Annotated in this window: 16 protein-coding genes and 1 tRNA gene; 8 read left to right on the plus strand and 9 right to left on the minus strand. The window is 70.1% G+C overall.

The features are described from left to right. From H8N03_RS16230 to H8N03_RS16255, 6 genes are read left to right on the plus strand one after another with little or no spacing between them, the layout of a single operon-like run. Window positions 1-1215, plus strand: a complete 1215-nt coding sequence (locus H8N03_RS16230) for a hypothetical protein (protein ID WP_187077248.1) — start codon at window positions 1-3, stop codon at window positions 1213-1215. Window positions 1216-1225: 10 nt separating this feature from the next. Continuing rightward, a complete protein-coding gene (locus tag H8N03_RS16235; RefSeq protein WP_187077249.1) occupies window positions 1226-2131 on the plus strand; it encodes a hypothetical protein in 906 nt (301 codons plus the stop codon). After that, complete coding sequence (locus H8N03_RS16240) at window positions 2128-3639, plus strand: hypothetical protein (protein ID WP_187077250.1); 1512 nt, start codon at window positions 2128-2130, stop codon at window positions 3637-3639. Before H8N03_RS16235 ends, H8N03_RS16240 begins: the two co-directional genes overlap by 4 nt. Next, entirely contained in the window at window positions 3624-4868 is a 1245-nt protein-coding gene (locus H8N03_RS16245) for a hypothetical protein (protein WP_187077251.1), read from the plus strand. The genes H8N03_RS16240 and H8N03_RS16245 overlap by 16 nt, the downstream gene beginning before the upstream one ends. Window positions 4869-4887: 19 nt before the next feature. Then, a complete protein-coding gene (locus H8N03_RS16250) occupies window positions 4888-9354 on the plus strand; it encodes a M15 family metallopeptidase (protein ID WP_187077252.1) in 4467 nt (1488 codons plus the stop codon). Window positions 9355-9357: 3 nt separating this feature from the next. Further along, window positions 9358-9651: a DUF3467 domain-containing protein gene (locus H8N03_RS16255; RefSeq protein ID WP_187077253.1), complete on the plus strand. Its 294-nt coding sequence runs from the start codon at window positions 9358-9360 to the stop codon at window positions 9649-9651. A 3-nt stretch (window positions 9652-9654) separates the two neighbouring features. Here H8N03_RS16255 and H8N03_RS16260 read toward each other — a convergent pair whose 3' ends face one another. Further along, window positions 9655-10623 carry a sigma-54 interaction domain-containing protein gene (locus H8N03_RS16260; RefSeq protein ID WP_187077254.1) on the minus strand — a complete coding sequence of 323 codons (969 nt, stop codon included), beginning with the start codon at window positions 10621-10623 and terminating at the stop codon, window positions 9655-9657. A 162-nt stretch (window positions 10624-10785) separates the two neighbouring features. On the opposite strand from H8N03_RS16260, the gene H8N03_RS16265 reads away from it, so the two are divergent. Then, complete coding sequence (locus tag H8N03_RS16265; RefSeq protein WP_187077255.1) at window positions 10786-11790, plus strand: methyltransferase; 1005 nt, start codon at window positions 10786-10788, stop codon at window positions 11788-11790. Window positions 11791-11802: 12 nt separating this feature from the next. On the opposite strand, the gene H8N03_RS16270 is transcribed toward H8N03_RS16265, so the two are convergent. The 6 genes from H8N03_RS16270 to petA form a co-directional block, all read right to left on the minus strand. Beyond that, window positions 11803-11878 (minus strand) — tRNA-Thr (locus tag H8N03_RS16270). A gap of 16 nt (window positions 11879-11894) precedes the next feature. Next, a complete protein-coding gene (locus tag H8N03_RS16275) occupies window positions 11895-12407 on the minus strand; it encodes a ClpXP protease specificity-enhancing factor (protein WP_187077256.1) in 513 nt (170 codons plus the stop codon). 124 nt (window positions 12408-12531) lie between these two features. Further along, window positions 12532-13143 (minus strand): glutathione S-transferase N-terminal domain-containing protein, encoded by a 612-nt coding sequence (locus H8N03_RS16280; protein ID WP_066702169.1) that lies wholly within the window; start codon window positions 13141-13143, stop codon window positions 12532-12534. Window positions 13144-13241: 98 nt separating this feature from the next. Next, window positions 13242-14000, minus strand: coding sequence for a cytochrome c1 (locus H8N03_RS16285; RefSeq protein WP_187077257.1), 759 nt, complete (start codon window positions 13998-14000; stop codon window positions 13242-13244). A 17-nt stretch (window positions 14001-14017) separates the two neighbouring features. Next, window positions 14018-15427: a cytochrome b gene (locus H8N03_RS16290; protein ID WP_187077258.1), complete on the minus strand. Its 1410-nt coding sequence runs from the start codon at window positions 15425-15427 to the stop codon at window positions 14018-14020. 11 nt (window positions 15428-15438) lie between these two features. Continuing rightward, complete coding sequence (gene petA, locus H8N03_RS16295; RefSeq protein ID WP_187077259.1) at window positions 15439-16035, minus strand: ubiquinol-cytochrome c reductase iron-sulfur subunit; 597 nt, start codon at window positions 16033-16035, stop codon at window positions 15439-15441. 122 nt (window positions 16036-16157) lie between these two features. Between petA and mscL the strand changes: the two genes are divergently transcribed. Next, window positions 16158-16616, plus strand: coding sequence for a large conductance mechanosensitive channel protein MscL (gene mscL, locus H8N03_RS16300; protein ID WP_187077260.1), 459 nt, complete (start codon window positions 16158-16160; stop codon window positions 16614-16616). A 76-nt stretch (window positions 16617-16692) separates the two neighbouring features. Here mscL and pdxA read toward each other — a convergent pair whose 3' ends face one another. Then, window positions 16693-17712: a 4-hydroxythreonine-4-phosphate dehydrogenase PdxA gene (gene pdxA / locus H8N03_RS16305; protein ID WP_187077261.1), complete on the minus strand. Its 1020-nt coding sequence runs from the start codon at window positions 17710-17712 to the stop codon at window positions 16693-16695. Continuing rightward, complete coding sequence (locus H8N03_RS16310; RefSeq protein WP_187077262.1) at window positions 17709-18467, minus strand: Nif3-like dinuclear metal center hexameric protein; 759 nt, start codon at window positions 18465-18467, stop codon at window positions 17709-17711. Before H8N03_RS16310 ends, pdxA begins: the two co-directional genes overlap by 4 nt. Window positions 18468-18469: the final 2 nt, after the last annotated feature.

The raw sequence follows: 18469 nt of genomic DNA on the forward strand, positions 1-18469 counted from the left end.
ATGGCCGCCGAAGACGACCGCCTGCTGCCGCTGATCCGCGAGCGCGTGAAGGAGGGCCTGACCTCCAGCGCCGCCTTCGCGCGGCTGCCGCCCGCGCAGCGCGCCAAGGTGGCCAACGACACGGTGCGCGCCTTCCACTACATCCTCGGCGGCGCCGACGGCCGCACGCGGCCCGACGCCGTGACGCTGGCCGGCCGCACGCCCGTGGCGGCGATGGCCGACAAGCCGCCGCTGCCGGAAGGCGACACCGCCGGCTCGCGCTTCGCGCAGAGCGGCGCGGTCGCGGCGCAGCAGGGCTCGACCGCGTTCACCGAGATGATCCAGAAGGTGGACTTCCCGCAGTTCGTCGCGGGGCTGATCGACGGCGTGTTCAACGCCATCGTGCACTCGTCGATCCAGCAGATGGAGGCGTACGCCGAGCTGGTGAAGAACGTCAGCAAGTCGGTCGACCAGTACATGAAGGACAACGTCAGCGAGAACAACGCGCGCGACTACCTGGCCGACCGCTACCCCGAGCACTTCGAGATCGACATCTCCGGCGACAAGCCGCGCGTGCGCAAGCGCCAGGGTTCGAACGACGAGAACCTGCCCGACCTGCAGGGCGACCTCGGCCTGCCGGAGCCGGTGACCTCCGTGGACGACGACGAGATCGAAGGCAAGCTGGTGCCGGCGGCGCGCCGTCGCATGGCGCTGGACCGGCAGCAGCTGCTGGCGACGATGGTGATGATGGGCGTGAACCGGCTGGTCGTGACCAACGGGACGATCGAGGCATCGTGCATGTTCGAGCTGAACACCACCGATGCGGTCAAGCGCCGCATGCGGCAGGAGCGCTCGGCGGACTGGCATTCGCAGAACAAGTCCGAGCACGGCTACGAGGGCGACTACAGCCGCGAGAGCTCCGGCTTCCTCGGCCTCGGCGCGAAGAAGAAGCTGAACCAGAGCTGGTACGGCAAGTCCACGCACGACGACTCCGCCAACTTCTCGGTCACCACCTCGCGCAGCGAAGACTCCGACGCCAAGGTGCAGATGCACGCCAAGCTGGCCGGCAAGGTCAACGTGCAGTTCAAGAGCGACTACTTCCCGATGGAGCGCATGGTGGACGTGATGCAGATCCAGGCGATCCGCGGCAAGACGCCCGAAGGCGCCACGCCGCCGGCGGGTGCCACGCCCGTCGGCGCGTTGCCGGCGCCGAAGCAGCCGGTGGCCCTCCGCTGAAGGAACGGCGATGCGCAGCGCCCTCGACGTGCTGGCCCTCGCCCTGCGCACCGCGCAGGCAGGCCTGGCGCAACGCGCGCGCGCCATGGCGGCCGCCGACGATCCCCTGCGGCTCGCGCTGCCGCCCTTGCCGGCGGCGCCGCCGGTCACGCCGGCGGCCGACGCGCTCGCCGCCTATGCAGCGCTGTACCTGCACGCGGAACTGGAAGAAGCGCGCGTGCTGCCCGCGGTGGAAGCGCTGGCGGAACGGCGCTACCGGCTCGCCCTGCAGGACCGCAACACCATCGGCAGGCTGGAACGCTTCTTCCTCTCGGCGCGCGACCACCCCGCGCGCTCCGAGCGCGCGGTGATCTTCGGCCGGCTGTTCGGCATGGGCGAAGGCCGCGGCGACGACGCGCGGCTCGACTTCCTGCAGCGGCTGCTGCGCCTGGCCACCGCCGCCGTGCGCGCGGACCTCGAACGCAGCCGCCTGGCCGGCCAGCCGGGCCTCGCGAGCCAGGCAGCGTGGCAGGCGGCCGCGCAGGACCTGCTCGCGGTCGTGGCGGCGCAGCCGGGAGCCTGGCTCGTGCAGTCCGCAAGGCGCATCCATGCGCGCTCGCTGCAGGCCTTCGACATCCTGGGCGATGCGGGACTGATGCGCTGGCTGCTCTCGCGCTCGCCCTGGGAGTCGCTCACGAAGCTGCTGCCGGAAGAAGGCGCCTTGCAGCGCGACGCCGCCGCGCGCCGCGGGGCCGCGGGCCAGGCGCTGCTGCGCGCGCTGCCCGCCGCGGCCACGAGCTTGCCGGACGCGGAGACCGTGCAGGCGGCGGTGCGCTGGCTGGTGGCGAGCGGGCTGCCGGTGCCGCAGGCGACGATGCTGCCGCCGCCTTCCTCCGCGATCGGCGTGCCGGAGACGGCGTTCGAGGTGTCTGCATGAGCGCCGTCCTTGCCCGGCCAGCGCGCGAGCCGCCCACTACCTTGAGCGGGGCCTTCGCCACGCCGCCCGACCCCAACGGCATCCTGCCGACGGCGGCCACCGAAGCGCTGGTGCGCTCGCAGGTGGCGAGCCTGCTGGAGGCGACGCCTTCCTTTCACGAGCTCGCGCACGGCGAACGCCGCGCCCTGCAGGACAAGCTGGTGCGCGTGGCGGCCTACGCGGCGGAATGCCTGCGTGACATCTACTGGCAGTCCGAGAAGCTCGGGCAGACCCCGGTGCTCAAGGAAACGCGCACCAGCCGTCCCGTGGCTCCCGCCACGCAGCCGCCCGCCCTCGCCACCGCGCAGGCCAACGACTTCAAGCCGCGCGCCGCCAGCCAGATCGGCAACGTCACGCAGCAGACGCTGCGCGCCATCGCCTTCCCCACCTTCGTCGCCGACCTGATCCGCGGCACCTTCGACGCGATCTTCCAGACCAACATCAAGCAGATGGAAGCCTTCGGCCGGCTGCTGGGCAACGTGTCCAAGACGGTGGACCAGTTCATGGAAGACAACGTCACCGACGAACACGCGCATGCCTGGCTCGCCGACACGTATCCCCGGCACCTGCAGCTGAAGAACGGCAAGGCCGTCCCGCGCGACAACGCCGACCAGCTGCCGCCGCCGAACTTCGAGGGCGAGCTGCACACCAGCGCCAGCCTGGACGAGTCCTCCATCGAGGAGACGCTGCTGCCCGCCGCGCGCCGCCGCATGGCGGAGACGCGGCTGCAGATGCTGTCGACGATGGTGCTGATGGGGATCAACCGCATCGTGGTCACGGCGGGAAAGATCCGCGCGACCATGGCCTTCCACATCGACACGAGCGACAGCGCGTTCGAGCGCACGGCCGAGGACGTGGATGCGCGCGTGGCGGTGCGCGGCCACTACAACGCGCTGGTGTGGGGCGTGGAAGCTTCCGCGTCGCTGGCCTACGTGAGCAGCAAGCGCGCCGGCAGCGACGCGGAGATCAACACCAGCACCGACCTCACCGGCGAGGTGGAACTGCACTTCAAGAGCGACTACTTCCCGGTGGAACGCTTCGCGCCGCCCAACACCTTGAAGGCGATCTCGGGCAACACCGCCGTTCCCGAAGCGAACCCGCCGCCCACGTTCGCTGCGCCCACCGTCGGCGCGCCGCCACCACCGCCCCCGCCCGTGCGGCGCAAGCGCGAGCCGCCGCCGACGATGACGCCGGTGGGCTCGCCCCTGCCGACCGCGCCGGCGCTGCCGACGGCGCCGATCGGCAAGGGCACGCTCGACCCGCACGCCAACGACCCGGTGCCGGAACCGGAGGCGAAGAAGGAAGAGGACAAGCCGAAGGAAGAAGCCAAGCCCAAGGAAGGCGCCAAGGGCAAGGCGAAGGACAAGGGCAAGCCCGAAGCCGAGGCCCCGCCCGAGCCCCCACCGGAAGGCGAGGACGCGCAAGGCCTTGCGCTCGCCGCGAAAGGACTGCCATGGACCGTCCACTGAACGCCGCCGCGCCCAGCCTGCCGGGTCCGTTCGACACGGCGCCGCTGGCCCAGGGCATGCGCATCACGCCGCCGGTGTCGCGGCTGGTGCACGCGCAGGTGCAGGCGCTGCTGGAGTCCAGCCCCGCCTTCCACGACCTGCCGGCCGAGCGCCGTGCCCTCATGGGCCGCGACCTCGAGAAGATCGCGGGCTACACCGCCGCCCTCGTGCACGAGGAGTGGGCCCAGTCCAAGCGGCTCGGGCAGACGCCGGTGCTGCACCAGCGCGAGACCCTGCCGGTGGCGCCGCCGCAGGCGCCCACGGCGCTGGCTGCCGTCGAGGCCCTGCGCGGGCCGCCGCCCGTGAAGCAGGAGCACTTCGAGGCGCGCGCGGCCAACCAGGTGGGCCGCATCACGCGCGACACGCTCAACGCGATCGCCTTCCCCACCTTCGTCGCCGACCTGATCAAGGGCACCTTCCAGGCCATCGTCAACGCGAGCATCCAGCAGATGGAGGCCTACGGGAAGCTGCTGGCCAACGTGTCGAAGACGGTCGACCAGTTCATGGCCGACAACATCAGCGACAACAACGCGCGCGACTGGCTCGCCAGCGCCTACCCGAGCCACTTCAAGGTGGACACCAGCGGCGACAGCCCGAAGATGACGGTGCGCGACGGCGCCGACGGCGCGGCGAAGCCGGACTTCCGCGGCACGCTCGGACTCGACGAGGACGTCGACATCTCGGACGAGGCGGCCGAGGAGAAGCTCGTGCCGGCCGCGCGCCGCTACCTGGCGAAGAGCCGACACCAGATGCTCTCGACGATGATGCTCATGGGCATCAACCGCATCGTCATCACCAGCGGGCGCATCTATGCGCGCATGGGCTTCCAGATCAACGCGCAGGACCTCGCCCAGGCCGAGAGCGCGAGCCAGTTCGACGCCAGGCACGAGAGCACGGTGCACTTCGGCGGCGGCATCGCCGGCTTCTTCGGCGGCCCCGGCGGCGAGGCGACCACCAGCGTCGCCTACGTCTCGTCGAAGAAGGCCAACAGCGCCGACGCCATCGACGTGCACGCCGACCTCACCGGCGAAGTGGACCTCAAGTTCAAGAGCGACTACTTCCCGATGGAGCGCTTCGCCAAGCCCGAACTCATGTCGATGATCATGGGCAACACGCCCAACCCGGGGGCCAACACCCCGGTCAACAGCCACGGCGGCGAGGGCGCGAAGGCGCCCGCGCCCGCTCCCTGAAATCCGCCAGGAGATCGCCATGCGCCTGCAGCACCAGCCATCCACCCTCGTCCTCGCCACGCCCGCCAGTGCGCTCGTGTTCGGCGGCGACCTCGAGCTTCCGGCCAGCGCGTACGACGTGAAGGACGAGGCCGGCGAGCAGGCCTTGCACCTGGCGTCGCTCGCCGTGCCGCGCGACCCGGAGTTCCCCTACGACCTCAACGGCGACAACTGCATCCTGCGCTGGGCCCGCATCCCGGCGAAGTACAGCGGGCCGGTGGACGTGGTGATCCACTTCCACGGCCACTGGAACTTCAAGCGCGGCAAGGCCGCGACGCTGGGCCACATGGCCAGGAGCAGCGGCATCGAGCTGCGCTCGCCCGGCGTCGGGCGGCCCACGCTGGGCCTGGTGCCGCACGGCGTGCCTTTCAAGTGGTACGACGAGGATGACGGCTCGCGGGTCGGCGACGGCTTCAACTTCCCGCAGGTCCTCTCGCAGGCGAAGATGGAAGCCTTCGTCGACGAGGCGCTGCAGCGCTTCTCCACGCTGCGCGGCGGCAGCCTGAGCCGCGGGCGCCTGGTGCTCACCTGCCATTCCGGCGGCTGGCGGGCGGTGGACAAGCTGCTGGCGGCGCTGAAGGACTACCGCATGCTGTGCGGCTGCGAGTTCTTCGACGCCACCTACGGCGGCCTCGCCACGCTGACCGCGGCCGACGGCTGGGTGGCCAGGGCGATCGCCCGCGATGCGGCGGCGCTGGGCAAGCGCAACGACGAGGAGCGCCGGCGCTACCTGCAGGACACGGCCGCGCACCTGCGCATCGTGTTCATCGACAAGACCGGCACGGCCAAGGTGGCGAAGGACACCGAGACCTTCCTGCGCAAGCAGCTGGACGCGGTGACGGACCCCGGCGTGCGCGAGCTGCTGCGCAAGCGCTTCCGCGCGCAGGCGATCACCGACACGTCCAAGACCTGGCACGGCCGCGTGCCCGAAGCCTGCGGCGGGCGCCTGCTGGCCGATCCGGCCAACGACCTGTCGCCCGAGGCGGCGGACCTGCCGGCGCCGGCCGCGCGCGCCCAGGCGTACGAAGACTGGGTCGACGAAAGCGTGGACGCCGAAGGCGCGCAGGCGCTGGACTGGGAAGCCGAGGCGCAGGACGTCACGATGCCGCAGAAGAAGATGGAGCGGCCGCCCATCGCGCCCACCGGTTCCGAGTTCATCGCCAGCCTGGGCGAGAAGAAGGGCGTGGAACGCGAGAACCGCATCTTCGAGCAGCTGAAGTCGGGCAACATCCCGCCCTCGCTGCTGGCCTTCCACACCGTGCGGCTCACCGGCAAGGACAAGTCCGGCACCAGCCACGACTTCGAGTACTACGTGACGCCCGACGTGCTCTGCATCGGCAGCGAGTCCGACAACGTGCGCATCCCCATGGACCCGGTGACCGCGCAGCGCGTGGCCGACTTCTTCGAATGCCTGCTGCCCACGGCTCGCATGGTGGAACAGGTCTACCAGGCGGCGCCCACCAAGCTGGCCTTCATCGAGGGCAACTATGCCGGCACCTCGCGGGCGAAGCTGCAGGACGCGACCAGCGAGTACCTGGTGCACAGCCGCAAGATCGACGCGCAGCTGCGGCGGCCGCCGACCATCCTCACGGCGGGGCACAAGAAGGAACTCGTCATCAGCAGGAACTACATCCATCCGCGCAAGGACAAGGAGACCGGCGAGGTGAAGCCGGCGGCCACGCTCGCCTTCTACGGCGCCTTCACGGCCGCCGGCGTCCCCTACCAGGCGCCGCGCAGCAACGGGCAGGTGATGCGCGGCTGGCCCTCGTTCGCGCACGGCCCGGGCTTCGTCGACTACAGCCACGGCGTGCGCCTGGTCTGGCCGACGATGAAGGTCGACGGCGCCACGCGCACGGTGGCCGACGTGCTGAAGGATCCGCAGCTGAGCACGCTGATCGCCGCGGAAGGGCCGATCCCGAATCCGCGCTACACGCTCGACCGCTCCGGCAAGCCCGCGACCGCGAAGTCGCAGGCGCTGGCCAGCGACGACCCGCTGGCCCTCGGCACCTGGGAAGTGGCGGGCGCGCTGGGCTATGGCAGCACGTGGGACGCGCGCATCCGCAGCACGGTGGAGGACTTCCTCGCCCTCTGGAAGGCGATCCCGGTGAAGGTGGGCACGCAGACCGTGAACGTGCATCCGCCCTACTACATCAACGTCAACGACAAGTCGGGGGCCGCGAGCAAGGAGCGCGCGAAGCTCGCGGAGCAGCACCGCGCCGCCGCGCCCGCCGCGCTGCGCTCGCTGATCGGCGAGAAGCGCTTCCTGAACACGCGCATCGGCAAGGCCACGACGGATTCGATCCGCGAGCTGCTGGAAGCGGCCGATGCCAAGGGCGTGCTGGTGACGGATGCCGTGGTCGGGGGAAGCGCCACGCCGGACACGTTGCGCGCCTTCCTGAAGCACTACGGGCTGGGCGTGGACTGCTCGGGCTTCGTGGCGCAGGCGATCAACAAGCTGGTCGGGCTGTTCAACACCGCCACGGCAGCCGACAGCATCGCGGCGCCGCACAGCACGAACTCCGCCGCGCTCAAGGGCGGGCAGGGCCCGTTCGAGCGCGTCACCGATCCCGCGCATCTGTGCGGCGGCGACACGATGTGGCTCTCCGGGCACATCCGCATCCTCGCGTGGGCCGAGCGGCGCGGCGACCGCATCGTCTTCTGCACCGCCGAATCGCGCTCCTCGAATCCGAAGGACATCGGTCCCGCGGTCGCGTACTGGCGCCTCGTGCCCGACAAGAAGGCGGGCACCGCGAACTTCACCGGCTGGCGGCTCGAGCGCAGCGGCGACCTCGCGGCGGCCGACAGCGCCTGGGCGCCCGTGAACACCACCCACGTCTACGGCCACTACAAGCCCCTGCGCAAGCTGCTGCAGGCCGCCGGCGGAACGCCGGCCGCGCTGGCGGACGACGAGGCGTGGGCCTTGCAGGCGCCGGCGCGCTTCGGCGTGGCCTTCGTGCCGCGGCAAGGCGTGTTCAACGACGCGCCCGCGGTGTTCACGGTGGTCCCGGCCTCCTTCCTGCCGGAGCCGACCACGGCCACCACCGCCGCGATCGACGCGGCGCTGACCACGGCCGGACTGACGCCCGCACAGCGTGGCCGCGTCCCACGCGCCGGGCTCGTGCCCATCGCCGCGGCCTTCGGCGCCAGTGCACTCACGGAGCTGTTCGCGCGCCTGCGCTGGGAGCCCGCGTTCTTCGACGAGGACAGCCGCTCCGCCACGCCCAAGCTGGTGCAGCGCCTGCTGCTGCACGTTCCCGGGCACTTCCGCGAGCTCGCGCGGCGGACCACGTCGGCGGCGGAAGCGTTCGTGCTCGAATGCCTGGGGTGGGCCATGCTGTCGCACCTGCGGCGCGAGGTCGAGAACGCCACCGGCACGCGCTGGTGGATCCCGCCGGCGCCGGACTGGGTGACGGCGGTGCCGAACCCGATCCCCGCGGTGAGCGCGGAGGTGCGCCAGGTGATCACCCGCCTCGGCTTCATCGACACGGCCATGCCGGCCGGCAACTGGAACGGGCGCTACGCGTCCTGGCGCCGGGGCCTCGCAGGCCGCCAGTGGGACTCGGAACTGAATGCGGCGACGCCCGGCCTGCCCCTGTATTCCGGGCTGCTCACCGTGCCGGCGCACGTGAACACCGCCGTGCAACGGGCGGCCTTCAAGACGGCGTGGGACCGTCGCGTGGCCGCCGTGGATGCCGCGCATCCGCCGCTGGTGGCCGGCGCGCCGATCACGCTCGATGGCCTGCTCAACGCCGAGATGCTGCGGACCGACGCGCCCGGCAACGCGCCCGCCGGCGCGCTGGGCATGTTCGACCTGCAGGGCGTCGAGCTCGCGCGCGGAACCTTCCCGCTGCGCGACGGCGGCGGCGTCGCCACCCGCATGCAGCTCCTCAACCAGCTGCACCCGGTCGCCATCGCGCTGTTCCGCGCGCTCCGCGAACTCGGCTGGAACGACCTGCTGTACCAGACCAGTGGCGCCATCGCGTTCCGCGGCGTCAAGCACAACCCGCGCATCGTCGTCACGACCGGCGGCCCCATCGGCGCGCCGTTCTCGGCGCCCACCCAGGCGAAGGTGAACCGCCTCAATACCGACGCCACGCCGGCCTCGCGCGCGGCCGTCATCGCAGCGGCCATCTCCGCGCACACGATGTCCGACCACGCGCCGGGGATCGCGATGGACCTCAACTATCCCGAGAACGTGGACAACGTGGCCGCCCGGCCATTCGGCAGCATGGACCCGCGGATCGTCGCGCTGTTCGAGGCCTTCCACTTCCGCTGGGGCGCGCGGTTCGCCCCGACGGACCCGCACCACTTCGAGTACTGCAAGGCGCCTTGCGCGCCCGCGGCCGTCGCGGGGCGGCCGGCGCCGGCCGCGGGGGCGCTGCCGGGGATGATCCCCAACTTCCCGTCGCCGGGTCGTCCGGGACAGGGCGGGACCGCGGTGGCCTGAACCATGCCGCCGCTCGACCCGCCCCGGGCGCGTACGGCGCTGCCGCCGCCTGCGCCCCAGGCGGCGGCCGAGCCGGCAGCGTATGCGAACCACTTCGAGGTGGGCTTCAACGCCTTCGAGTTCCTGCTGGATTTCGCGCAGGCCTACGAAAGCGCGGAAGGCCTCGCGCTGGCGCACACGCGCATCGTCACGGCGCCGGCGTACGCGAAGGTGTTCCGGGCCCTGCTCGATCGCAGCATCGTGGAGTACGAGGCGGCCTTCGGTCCCATCACGCCGGCCCCTCCCGAAGACCCGTGACCGCTACGCGCCGCGCGCGGGCGTGATCTCGTACCTGGCCATCTTGCGGTAGAGGGTCACGCGCGACCAGCGCAGCTTGCGCGCGGCCGCGGACTTGTTCCAGTGCGTCGCGCACAGGCTGTCGAGGATGCGCTGGCGCTCGTCCACCTCCTCCTCGCCGGCCGCGCCGCCGCCGCGGTCCTCCCAGCCTTCCGCATGCGTGAGGTAGGACGGCAGCGAACGCTCGGTGATCGGGCCGTCGGGCGGGTCGATGAAGATGGCCTCGATCACGTTGCGCAGCTCGCGCACGTTGCCCGGCCACACGTGGCCCAGGAGCCGGTTGAGCGCCGACGCGTCGAACCAGCCCACGCGCGCGCCTTCCTGCGTGCGCCGCAGCGGCTCCATGAAATGCGCCGCCAGTTCGAGGATGTCGTCCCGCCGGTTGCGCAGCGGCGGCAGGTGCACGCGCGCCACGTTGAGGCGGTAGAACAGGTCCTGGCGGAAGCGGTGTTCGCGCACCATGGCCTCCAGCGGCTGGTGGGTGGCGGCGACGATGCGCAGGTCGACCTTGCGCGGGCGCGTGCTGCCGAGCGGCGTGACCTCGCCGTGCTCGATGGCGCGCAGCAGCTTGGCCTGCGAGGCGAGCGGCAGGTCGCCGAGTTCGTCGAGGAAGAGCGTGCCGTGGTCCGCCGCCATGAAGCGGCCCGCGTACGAGCGGCCCGCGCCGGTGAAGGCGCCGCGTTCGTAGCCGAACAGCTCGCTCTCGATCAGCGAGTCGGGCAGCGCCGCGCAATTGAGGCTGACGAAAGGGCCGTCGGCGCGCGGGCTCAGGGCGTGCACGAGGCGCGCGACCTGGTCCTTGCCGGTGCCGGTCTCGCCGACGATCAGCAGCGGGCAGGTGTGGCGCGCCGCCTTGCGCGCGAATTCCAGCGCGGCGCCGAAGCCGCGGTTGTGGCCGACGAGGCCCACATCGGCGGCTGCTGCGAATGACATGGTCCACCTCCGGACAGACCACCACGCGCTGTACCGCGCGCTTGGGGGACGCGTATTTGGCGGCTCGTGCCGCATCGCGTCAATCCCGCATCGCTGGACTGTGAACGCAACGAATGCAACAGCGCGTCACCGCGCCGACGCGACCTGTGACATGCTGCGAGCATGACCAGGATCCAGGCACGCTCGTCATCGCGAAGCACGCAGCAAGAGGGGCAGGAGGCTTCCGGCCCCCTGCTGTCCGCGGCACTGGTGCCGCTGGCGCAGTGGCTGCGCGCGGAAGGCTATCGCTTCACCACCGTCACGCCGGCCACGCACGCGCGGGTGCTGGCGCGCGACGCGGGGCCGGCACGCGGCCTGCGTGACGTGTTCGGCTGGAGCCGACCGTTCCGCCCTGCGCTGCTGCCCGCGCGTGCCATGGACCTGCTGCAATCGGCAGGCCTCGCGGAGCCGGCGGGCGCCGGGCTGCTTCGCAGCAAGGTGCGCTTCTCCTCGCTCGGTGCGCAGCTCTGTGCGCACGACGCGTATCCCACGACGGCGCCGGACGCCGTGTTCTTCGGTCCGGACACCTACCGCTTCGTCCAGCTCGTGGAGCAGGAACTCGCCGGCTCGCCGCTGCGCCCGGGTGCCCGCATCCTGGACGTGGGTTGCGGCAGCGGGGCCGGCGGCATAGCGGCTGCACTGGCAAGCGGCGGTGCGATGGATTCGCTGGTGCTGGCGGACATCAATGCGCGGGCCCTTGCCTTCGCTTCCGCGAACGCGGCGCACGCCGGGTGCAGCGCGCCCACGCTGGTGCAAGGGGACCTGTACGCCCCCGTGGAAGGCGACCTCGACTTCGTGGTGGCGAACCCGCCTTACCTGAACGATCGCACCGAACGCGCCTACCGCCACGGCGGTGGCCGCTTCGGCGAAGCGCTCTCCCTGCGCATCGTGCGCGAAGGCCTGCCGCGGCTCGCGCCCGGGGGACGCCTCGTGCTCTACACGGGCGTGGCAATGGCGCAGGGGCACGATCCGCTGCTGGAGGCACTCGCTCCCGAGCTGGAGCAAGGCGGTTGGGACTGGCGCTACGAGGAGCTGGACCCCGACGTGTTCGGCGAGGAACTGGACGAGCCCGCGTATGCGGAGGCGGAACGCATCGCGGCCGTGGCGCTGGTGGTGCGGCGCGCGTGAGGCGTGGGGGAATGGTGCCGGTTGTCCGAATCGAACGGACGACCTACCGCTTACAAGGCGGTTGCTCTACCGACTGAGCTAAACCGGCGGGGTGCGGACGGATCTTATTTGATGCGCTTCAGCGCCGGCCGCGGGCCGCCCGGCGGCTTGGGGGGTTCGGTGCCCGGGGGCTTGCCGCCCTCTTCCGGGGTCACCAGCTGCACCACCTTGCCCTCTTCCGCCGGCGCGGCGGGCACGCTGGAGAGCGGCGACGGCTTCGACGGCGCGGGGGCGGCGTCTTCCGCGGGCGCGCCGGGCACCGGCACGGGGAAGGCCATGCCCTGGCCGTTCTCGCGCGCGTAGATCGCGATCACCCGGTTCACGGGGACCATGATCTCGCGCGCGCTGCCGGCGAAGCGCGCCTTGAACTCGATGAAGTCGTTCCCGAGCTTCAGCGACGAGGTGGCGTCGTAGCTGATGTTCAGCACGATCTCGCCGTTCTTCACGTACTCGCGCGGCACCTGCACCGTCTCGTCGACGAGCACGGCGACATACGGCGTGAAGCCGTTGTCGGTGCACCATTCGTAGAGGGCCCGAATGAGGTACGGGCGGGTGGAGGTCGATTCGAGTGCGTTCATGCGGCGGAGAAACTGCTGAACCGCTAGCTTACCGCTTCGGCCGCCGCCGGGCCGCCCCAAGGCGGCCGACGCCCCCTCGGGGGGCAGCGCCGAAGCCGAAGGCGGCAAGCGTGGGGGCCAACATTTACTTGCGCATCACCTTTTCGGACGGGGTCAGCGCCTCGATGTACGCAGGACGCGAGAAGATGCGCTCGGCGTACTTCAGGAGCGGCGCGGCGTTCTTCGACAGCTCGATGCCGTAGTAGTCCAGGCGCCAGAGCAGCGGCGCGATGGCGACGTCGAGCATCGAGAAGTTCTCGCCCAGCATGTACTTGTTCTTCAGGAACACCGGCGCGAGCTGGGTGAGGCGGTCGCGGATGTGCGAGCGGGCCTTCTCCAGCGCCTTCTCGTTGCCCTTGGACGCGCGCGATTCCAGCGTCGACACGTGCACGAACAGCTCCTTCTCGAAATTGAGCAGGAACAGGCGCACGCGGGCGCGGTCGACCGGGTCGCCGGGCATCAGCTGCGGATGCGGGAAGCGCTCGTCGATGTACTCGTTGATGATGTTCGACTCGTACAGGATGAGGTCGCGCTCGACCAGGATGGGCACCTGGCCGTACGGGTTCATCACGTTGATGTCTTCCGGCTTGTTGTACAGGTCGACGTCACGGATCTCGAAGTCCATGCCCTTCTCGAACAGCACGAAACGGCAGCGATGCGAGAAGGGGCAGGTCGTTCCCGAATACAGCACCATCATGATTGAAAGTCCTCAGAAAACCAAAAAGAGTGGGTGCGGCTGCAGCCCACTCTGAACAAGGGAGCGGGCCGGACGCACGTCCGGCCGCTTACAACCCGTTATTTAACGTCTTTCCAGAACGCCGCGTTGAGGCGCCAGACAATGACCGTGAGAACGGCCAGGAACAGCAGCACCCAGGCGCCGACGCGCACCCGGTGGTTCTGCGCCGGCTCGGCCATCCAGCTCAGGTAGCCGACGAGGTCGCCGACGGCCTGGTCGTACTTCAGGGGCGTCAGGGCGCCGGGGCTCACCTGCTTCCAGCCCGTGAAGACCTTCACCTCGTGGCCGTGCTCCTCGCGCTTGTCGAACACCGGCTCGCGGTCGCCCTGCAGCTCCCACAGCACGTGCGGCATGCCGACGTTGGGGAACACCAGGTTGTTCCAGCCGGTGGGCCGCGACGGGTCGCGGTAGAAGGTGCGCATGTACGTGTACAGGTAGTCCGCACCGGTGCCGCCGTGGCCCGAGCGGGAGCGCGCGATCAGGGTCAGGTCGGGCGGGACCGCGCCGAACCACTCCTTGGCTTCCTTCGGGTCGATGGGCGCCTTCATCGTGTCGCCCACCTTGTCGCTGATGAACAGCAGGTTGTCCTTGATCTGCTGCTCGCTGATGCCGATGTCCTGCAGGCGGTTGAAGCGCATGAAGGCGGCGGAGTGGCAGTTCAGGCAGTAGTTGACGAACAGCTTGGCGCCGTTCTGCAGCGACGGCAGGTCGTTCGTGTTGCTGGGCGCCTTGTCCCAGTGCACCGTTTCGCCGCCGGCGGCGTGCGCGCCGGCCGCCACGCCCAGCGCCAGCAGGAACGAGAGGATCAGTTTTTTCATTCTGTCGGCTCCGGGCTTCAGTGCGCGAAGGTGATGCGGTCGGGCACGGCCTTGAAGGCGCCCAGGCGGCTCCACCACGGCATCAGCAGGAAGAAGCCGAAGTAGTAGATGGTCATGACCTGCGCGGCCAGCGTGCCCAGCGGCGACGGCGGCTGGATGCCCAGGTAGCCGAGCACCAGGAAGAACACGACGAACACGCCGTACACCGCCTTGTGCCAGCCCGGACGGTAGCGGATGGAGCGCACGGGGCTCTTGTCCAGCCAGGGCAGGAAGAACAGGATGACCACGGCGCCGCCCATGATGACCACGCCCCAGAACTTGGCGTCGAAGGTCTTGAGCAGCACGATCGCGACCAGTGCGGCCACGACGGCGGCGACCTTGCCCATGAAGGACAGGCGGCTCCTGAAGAAGGCCCAGACCGCCGCCAGCGCCACGATGATGCAGAACACGTTGACCATCACCTCGGTGGTGGCGCGCAGCATCGAGTAGAAGGGCGTGAAGTACCAGACCGGCGCGATGTGCGCGGGCGTCACCAGCGGGTCGGCCGGGATGAAGTTGTTGTACTCCAGGAAGTAGCCGCCCAGCTCCGGCGCGAAGAAGATGATCGCGCTGAACACCATCAGGAACACCGCCACGCCCACCATGTCGTGCACGGAGTAGTACGGGTGGAAGGGCACCGCGTCCACGGAGTGGCCGTTGGCGTCCTTCGGGTAGTCCTTCGCCTTGATGTCCACGCCGTCGGGGTTGTTGGAGCCGACGTCGTGCAGCGCGAACAGGTGCGCCACCACCAGGCCGATCAGCACCAGCGGGATCGCGATCACGTGGAAGCTGAAGAAGCGGTTCAGCGTCGCGTCGCTCACCACGTAGTCGCCGCGGATCAGCAGGGCGAGGTCGGGGCCGACGAAGGGCACGGCGGAGAACAGGTTCACGATCACCTGGGCGCCCCAGTAGGACATCTGGCCCCAGGGGAGCAGGTAGCCGAAGAAGGCCTCGGCCATCAGCATCAGGAAGATCGTGCAGCCGAAGATCCAGACCAGCTCGCGCGGCTTGCGGTAGCTGCCGTAGATCATGGCCTTGAACATGTGGAGGTAGACCACGATGAAGAAGGCCGAGGCACCCGTGGAGTGCATGTAGCGGATCAGCCAGCCCCAGGGCACGTCGCGCATGATGTACTCGACGGACGCGAAGGCCACGGCCGCATCCGGCTTGTAGTGCATCACCAGGAAGATGCCGGTGACGATCTGGATCACCAGCACCAGCAGCGCCAGCGAGCCGAAGAAGTACCAGTAGTTGAAGTTCTTCGGAGCGTAGTACTCCGACATGTGGACCTTGTACGCGTCGTACGCGGTCGGGAAGCGGTTGTACAGCCAGTTGTTCAGCTTGGCGCCGGTGCTGGCGTTCGGGGAGATTTCCTTGAATTCGGCCATGGTGCGTCCGTTCAGGCTTTCTTGTCTTCGCCGATCAGCAGGCGGGTGTCCGACAGGAAGGTGTACGGAGGCACTTCCAGGTTGTCCGGGGCCGGCTTGTTCTTGTAGACGCGGCCGGCCAGGTCGAAGGTGGAGCCGTGGCAGGGGCACAGGAAGCCGCCCTGCCAGTCATCGGGCAGCGAGGGCTGCGGGCCCGGCTGCAGCTTGTCGGTGGGCGAGCAGCCCAGGTGCGTGCAGATGCCCACGGCCACGAAGATCTCGGGCTTGATCGAGCGGTATTCGTTCTGCGCGTATTCGGGCGTCGGGTAGGCCGTGCGCTTGGACTGCGGGTCGGCGACCTCGGCGTCGACCTTCTTGATCCCCGCGAGCTGCTCCGGCGTGCGGCGCAGGATCCACACGGGCTTGCCGCGCCATTCGACCGTCATCTTCTGGCCCGGTGCGAGCGCGGAGATGTCGACTTCGACGGGAGCACCGGCGGCCTTGGCGCGCTCGGAAGGCTGGAAGCTGCTGACGAAGGGGACGGCGACAAAGCCCGCGCCCACCGCGCCCGCACAACTTGACGCGATCAGCCACGTCCGTTTGCTGGCGTCCACCGTGGAGTTGCTCATGGGGTCCTCGAGGATCTCTCGTTGTTGAGGGTCAACCGGCGATTGTAGCGGGTCGTATCCACCGGATTCCACCCTCGCGTTGCCTCGCGCATACTCCGGCTTTTGCGCAAGAGGAGAGGACGATGGGGAAGCTGCTGCACGAATTCCGCGAATTCGCCGTGAAAGGCAACGTGGTGGACCTCGCCGTGGGCGTGATCATCGGCGCGGCCTTCGGCAAGATCGTGGACTCGCTGGTGAACGACGTGGTGATGCCCCTCATCTCGCGCATCGTGGGCAAGCTGGACTTCTCCAACCTGTTCCTCGTGCTCGCCGAGCCGCCGGCCGGCACCCCCCTGACGCTGGACGCGCTGAAGAAGGCCGGCGTGCCGGTGCTGGCCTGGGGCAACTTCGTGACCGTGGCCGTGAACTTCCTGATCCTGGCCTTCGTGATCTTCCTGATGGTCAAGCAGGTCAACCGGCTGCGGCGCCTGAACGCGGCGCCGGAAGCCAAGGCCGAACCTGCGCCGCCGCCGGAGGACGTGCAGCTGCTGCGCGAGATCCGGGACAGCCTGAAGACGAACGGGTTGCCGGCGGCGCGGTGAGGGGGTGCTGGGGTGCGCTTCGCGCAACCCAGCCTACGAAACCCAGGAAGCCGGCGCCCGTAGGCTGGGTTTCGCGTCAGCGAACCCCAGCAAGCCCCCGCGCCATCCGGATCGCCTCGACCAGGCTCGACGCATCCGCCTTCCCCGTCCCCGCGATATCGAACGCCGTCCCATGATCCGGGCTGGTCCGCACCAGCGGCAGCCCCAGCGTGACGTTCACGCCCTTTTCCACGCCGAGGTACTTCACGGGGATCAGCCCCTGGTCGTGGTACATCGCGACCACCACGTCGAATTCGCCGCGGCGCGCGCGCATGAACACCGTGTCGGGCGCGAAAGGACCGTGCAGGTCCAGGCCCTCGGACTCGGCGGCCTGCATGGCCGGCACGATCACGTCCAGTTCCTCGCGGCCGAACAGGCCGCCTTCGCCCGCGTGCGGATTCAGTCCCGCGACGGCGACCTTCGGGCGCCGGCCGAGGGCGCGCGTGAGCGTGCGGTCGGTGATGCGCAAGGTCTCCAGCACCCGTTCGCAGGTCACCGCATCGAGCGCGGCGCGCAGCGCCACGTGGATGCTCACGAGGACCGTCCGCAATTCCTCGTTGGCCAGCATCATGCGCACGGGCATCTGCTCCACGGCGACGCCCGCATGCAGCGCGGCTTCCGCCTGCAGCAATTCGGTGTGGCCCGGGAAAGGCACGCCGGCAGCGGCGAGCGCTTCCTTGTGCAGGGGCGCGGTGACCAGCGCAGCGATGTCGCCGCGCAGGGCGGCGCGGGCGGCCCAAGTGACGGCCTCCGCGGCGAGGCGGCCGGCGGCAGCGTCGACTTTCCCGATCGTCGGCAAATCGGTGAAAGGTGTGCCCACCTGCAACAAGGGGATGCAGCGTGGCGGCACGTCCACAACGTCGACGACATCGTCGATGACGGCGACGGGCAGCGGAGGCGCGTCGCCGGCCACGGAACGCGTGCCGCGCCGCAGGCATTCGACGTCGCCGACGACGAAGGTGCCGCGCGTGAGCTCCGGCTCCTGCGCATAGGCCTTCGCGATGATCTCCGGCCCGATGCCGGCCGGATCACCGATGGTGATCGCGATCGGCTTCATGCCGGGTTGTCCACGTCGACGAACTCGTGCGCGATCCCGAGCTCGCGCGCCACGTGCGCCGCCACCGCCGGCGCGCCGTAGCGCTCGGTCGCGTGGTGCCCGCAGGCGAGGAAGCTCACGCCGCATTCGCGCGCGTAGTGCGCCTGCGGCTCGGAGATCTCGCCGGTGAGGAAAGCCTGCGCGCCGGCCGCGATCGCGGCCTCGAAGTACGACTGCGCGCCGCCCGTGCACCAGGCGACGCGCCGGATCGGGCCCGGCGCGCCCGCCACCGCGGTGACGGGCCGGCCCAGCGCCTGGCGCACGTGGGCCGCCAGCGCATCGGTGTCCGCGAACACCTGGCCGTCGGCGCGCCCGCCGATGAAGCCGAGGTCCTGCTCGCCGAAACGGCTGCTCGCCTGCAGGCCGAGGCGCTGCCCGAGCTGCGCGTTGTTCCCGAGCTCCGGGTGCGCGTCCAGCGGCAGGTGGTACGCGTAGAGGTTGATGTCGTGCGCGAGCAGCAGCGCCAGGCGCTGCTTCATCCAGCCGGTCACGCGCCCGTCCTGCCCGCGCCAGAACAGGCCGTGGTGCACGAAGATCGCGTCGGCGCCGCGCTCCACGGCGGCCTCGATCAGCGCGCGGCTCGCCGTCACGCCCGAGACGATGCTGCGCACGGTCTCGCGGCCTTCCACCTGCAGCCCGTTCGGACCGTAGTCCTTGAAGCGCTCCGGCGCGAGCAGGGAATCGAAGGCTTGCAGCAGGTCTTGCCGGTGGGTCATGG

The sequence above is a fragment of the Ramlibacter cellulosilyticus genome, from assembly GCF_014297465.1.
Lineage (GTDB): Bacteria > Pseudomonadota > Gammaproteobacteria > Burkholderiales > Burkholderiaceae_C > Ramlibacter > Ramlibacter cellulosilyticus.

Coding starts and splice junctions, on each gene's coding strand:
- H8N03_RS16230 (WP_187077248.1), top strand. CDS start 1: ATGGCCGCCGAAGACGACCGCCTGCTGCCGCTGATCCGCGAGCGCGTG.
- H8N03_RS16310 (WP_187077262.1), bottom strand. CDS start 18,467: ATGACCCACCGGCAAGACCTGCTGCAAGCCTTCGATTCCCTGCTCGCG.
- H8N03_RS16285 (WP_187077257.1), bottom strand. CDS start 14,000: ATGAAAAAACTGATCCTCTCGTTCCTGCTGGCGCTGGGCGTGGCGGCC.
- mscL (WP_187077260.1), top strand. CDS start 16,158: ATGGGGAAGCTGCTGCACGAATTCCGCGAATTCGCCGTGAAAGGCAAC.
- H8N03_RS16290 (WP_187077258.1), bottom strand. CDS start 15,427: ATGGCCGAATTCAAGGAAATCTCCCCGAACGCCAGCACCGGCGCCAAG.
- H8N03_RS16245 (WP_187077251.1), top strand. CDS start 3,624: ATGGACCGTCCACTGAACGCCGCCGCGCCCAGCCTGCCGGGTCCGTTC.
- H8N03_RS16260 (WP_187077254.1), bottom strand. CDS start 10,623: ATGTCATTCGCAGCAGCCGCCGATGTGGGCCTCGTCGGCCACAACCGC.
- pdxA (WP_187077261.1), bottom strand. CDS start 17,712: ATGAAGCCGATCGCGATCACCATCGGTGATCCGGCCGGCATCGGGCCG.
- H8N03_RS16235 (WP_187077249.1), top strand. CDS start 1,226: ATGCGCAGCGCCCTCGACGTGCTGGCCCTCGCCCTGCGCACCGCGCAG.
- H8N03_RS16240 (WP_187077250.1), top strand. CDS start 2,128: ATGAGCGCCGTCCTTGCCCGGCCAGCGCGCGAGCCGCCCACTACCTTG.
- petA (WP_187077259.1), bottom strand. CDS start 16,035: ATGAGCAACTCCACGGTGGACGCCAGCAAACGGACGTGGCTGATCGCG.
- H8N03_RS16280 (WP_066702169.1), bottom strand. CDS start 13,143: ATGATGGTGCTGTATTCGGGAACGACCTGCCCCTTCTCGCATCGCTGC.
- H8N03_RS16255 (WP_187077253.1), top strand. CDS start 9,358: ATGCCGCCGCTCGACCCGCCCCGGGCGCGTACGGCGCTGCCGCCGCCT.
- H8N03_RS16265 (WP_187077255.1), top strand. CDS start 10,786: ATGACCAGGATCCAGGCACGCTCGTCATCGCGAAGCACGCAGCAAGAG.
- H8N03_RS16250 (WP_187077252.1), top strand. CDS start 4,888: ATGCGCCTGCAGCACCAGCCATCCACCCTCGTCCTCGCCACGCCCGCC.
- H8N03_RS16275 (WP_187077256.1), bottom strand. CDS start 12,407: ATGAACGCACTCGAATCGACCTCCACCCGCCCGTACCTCATTCGGGCC.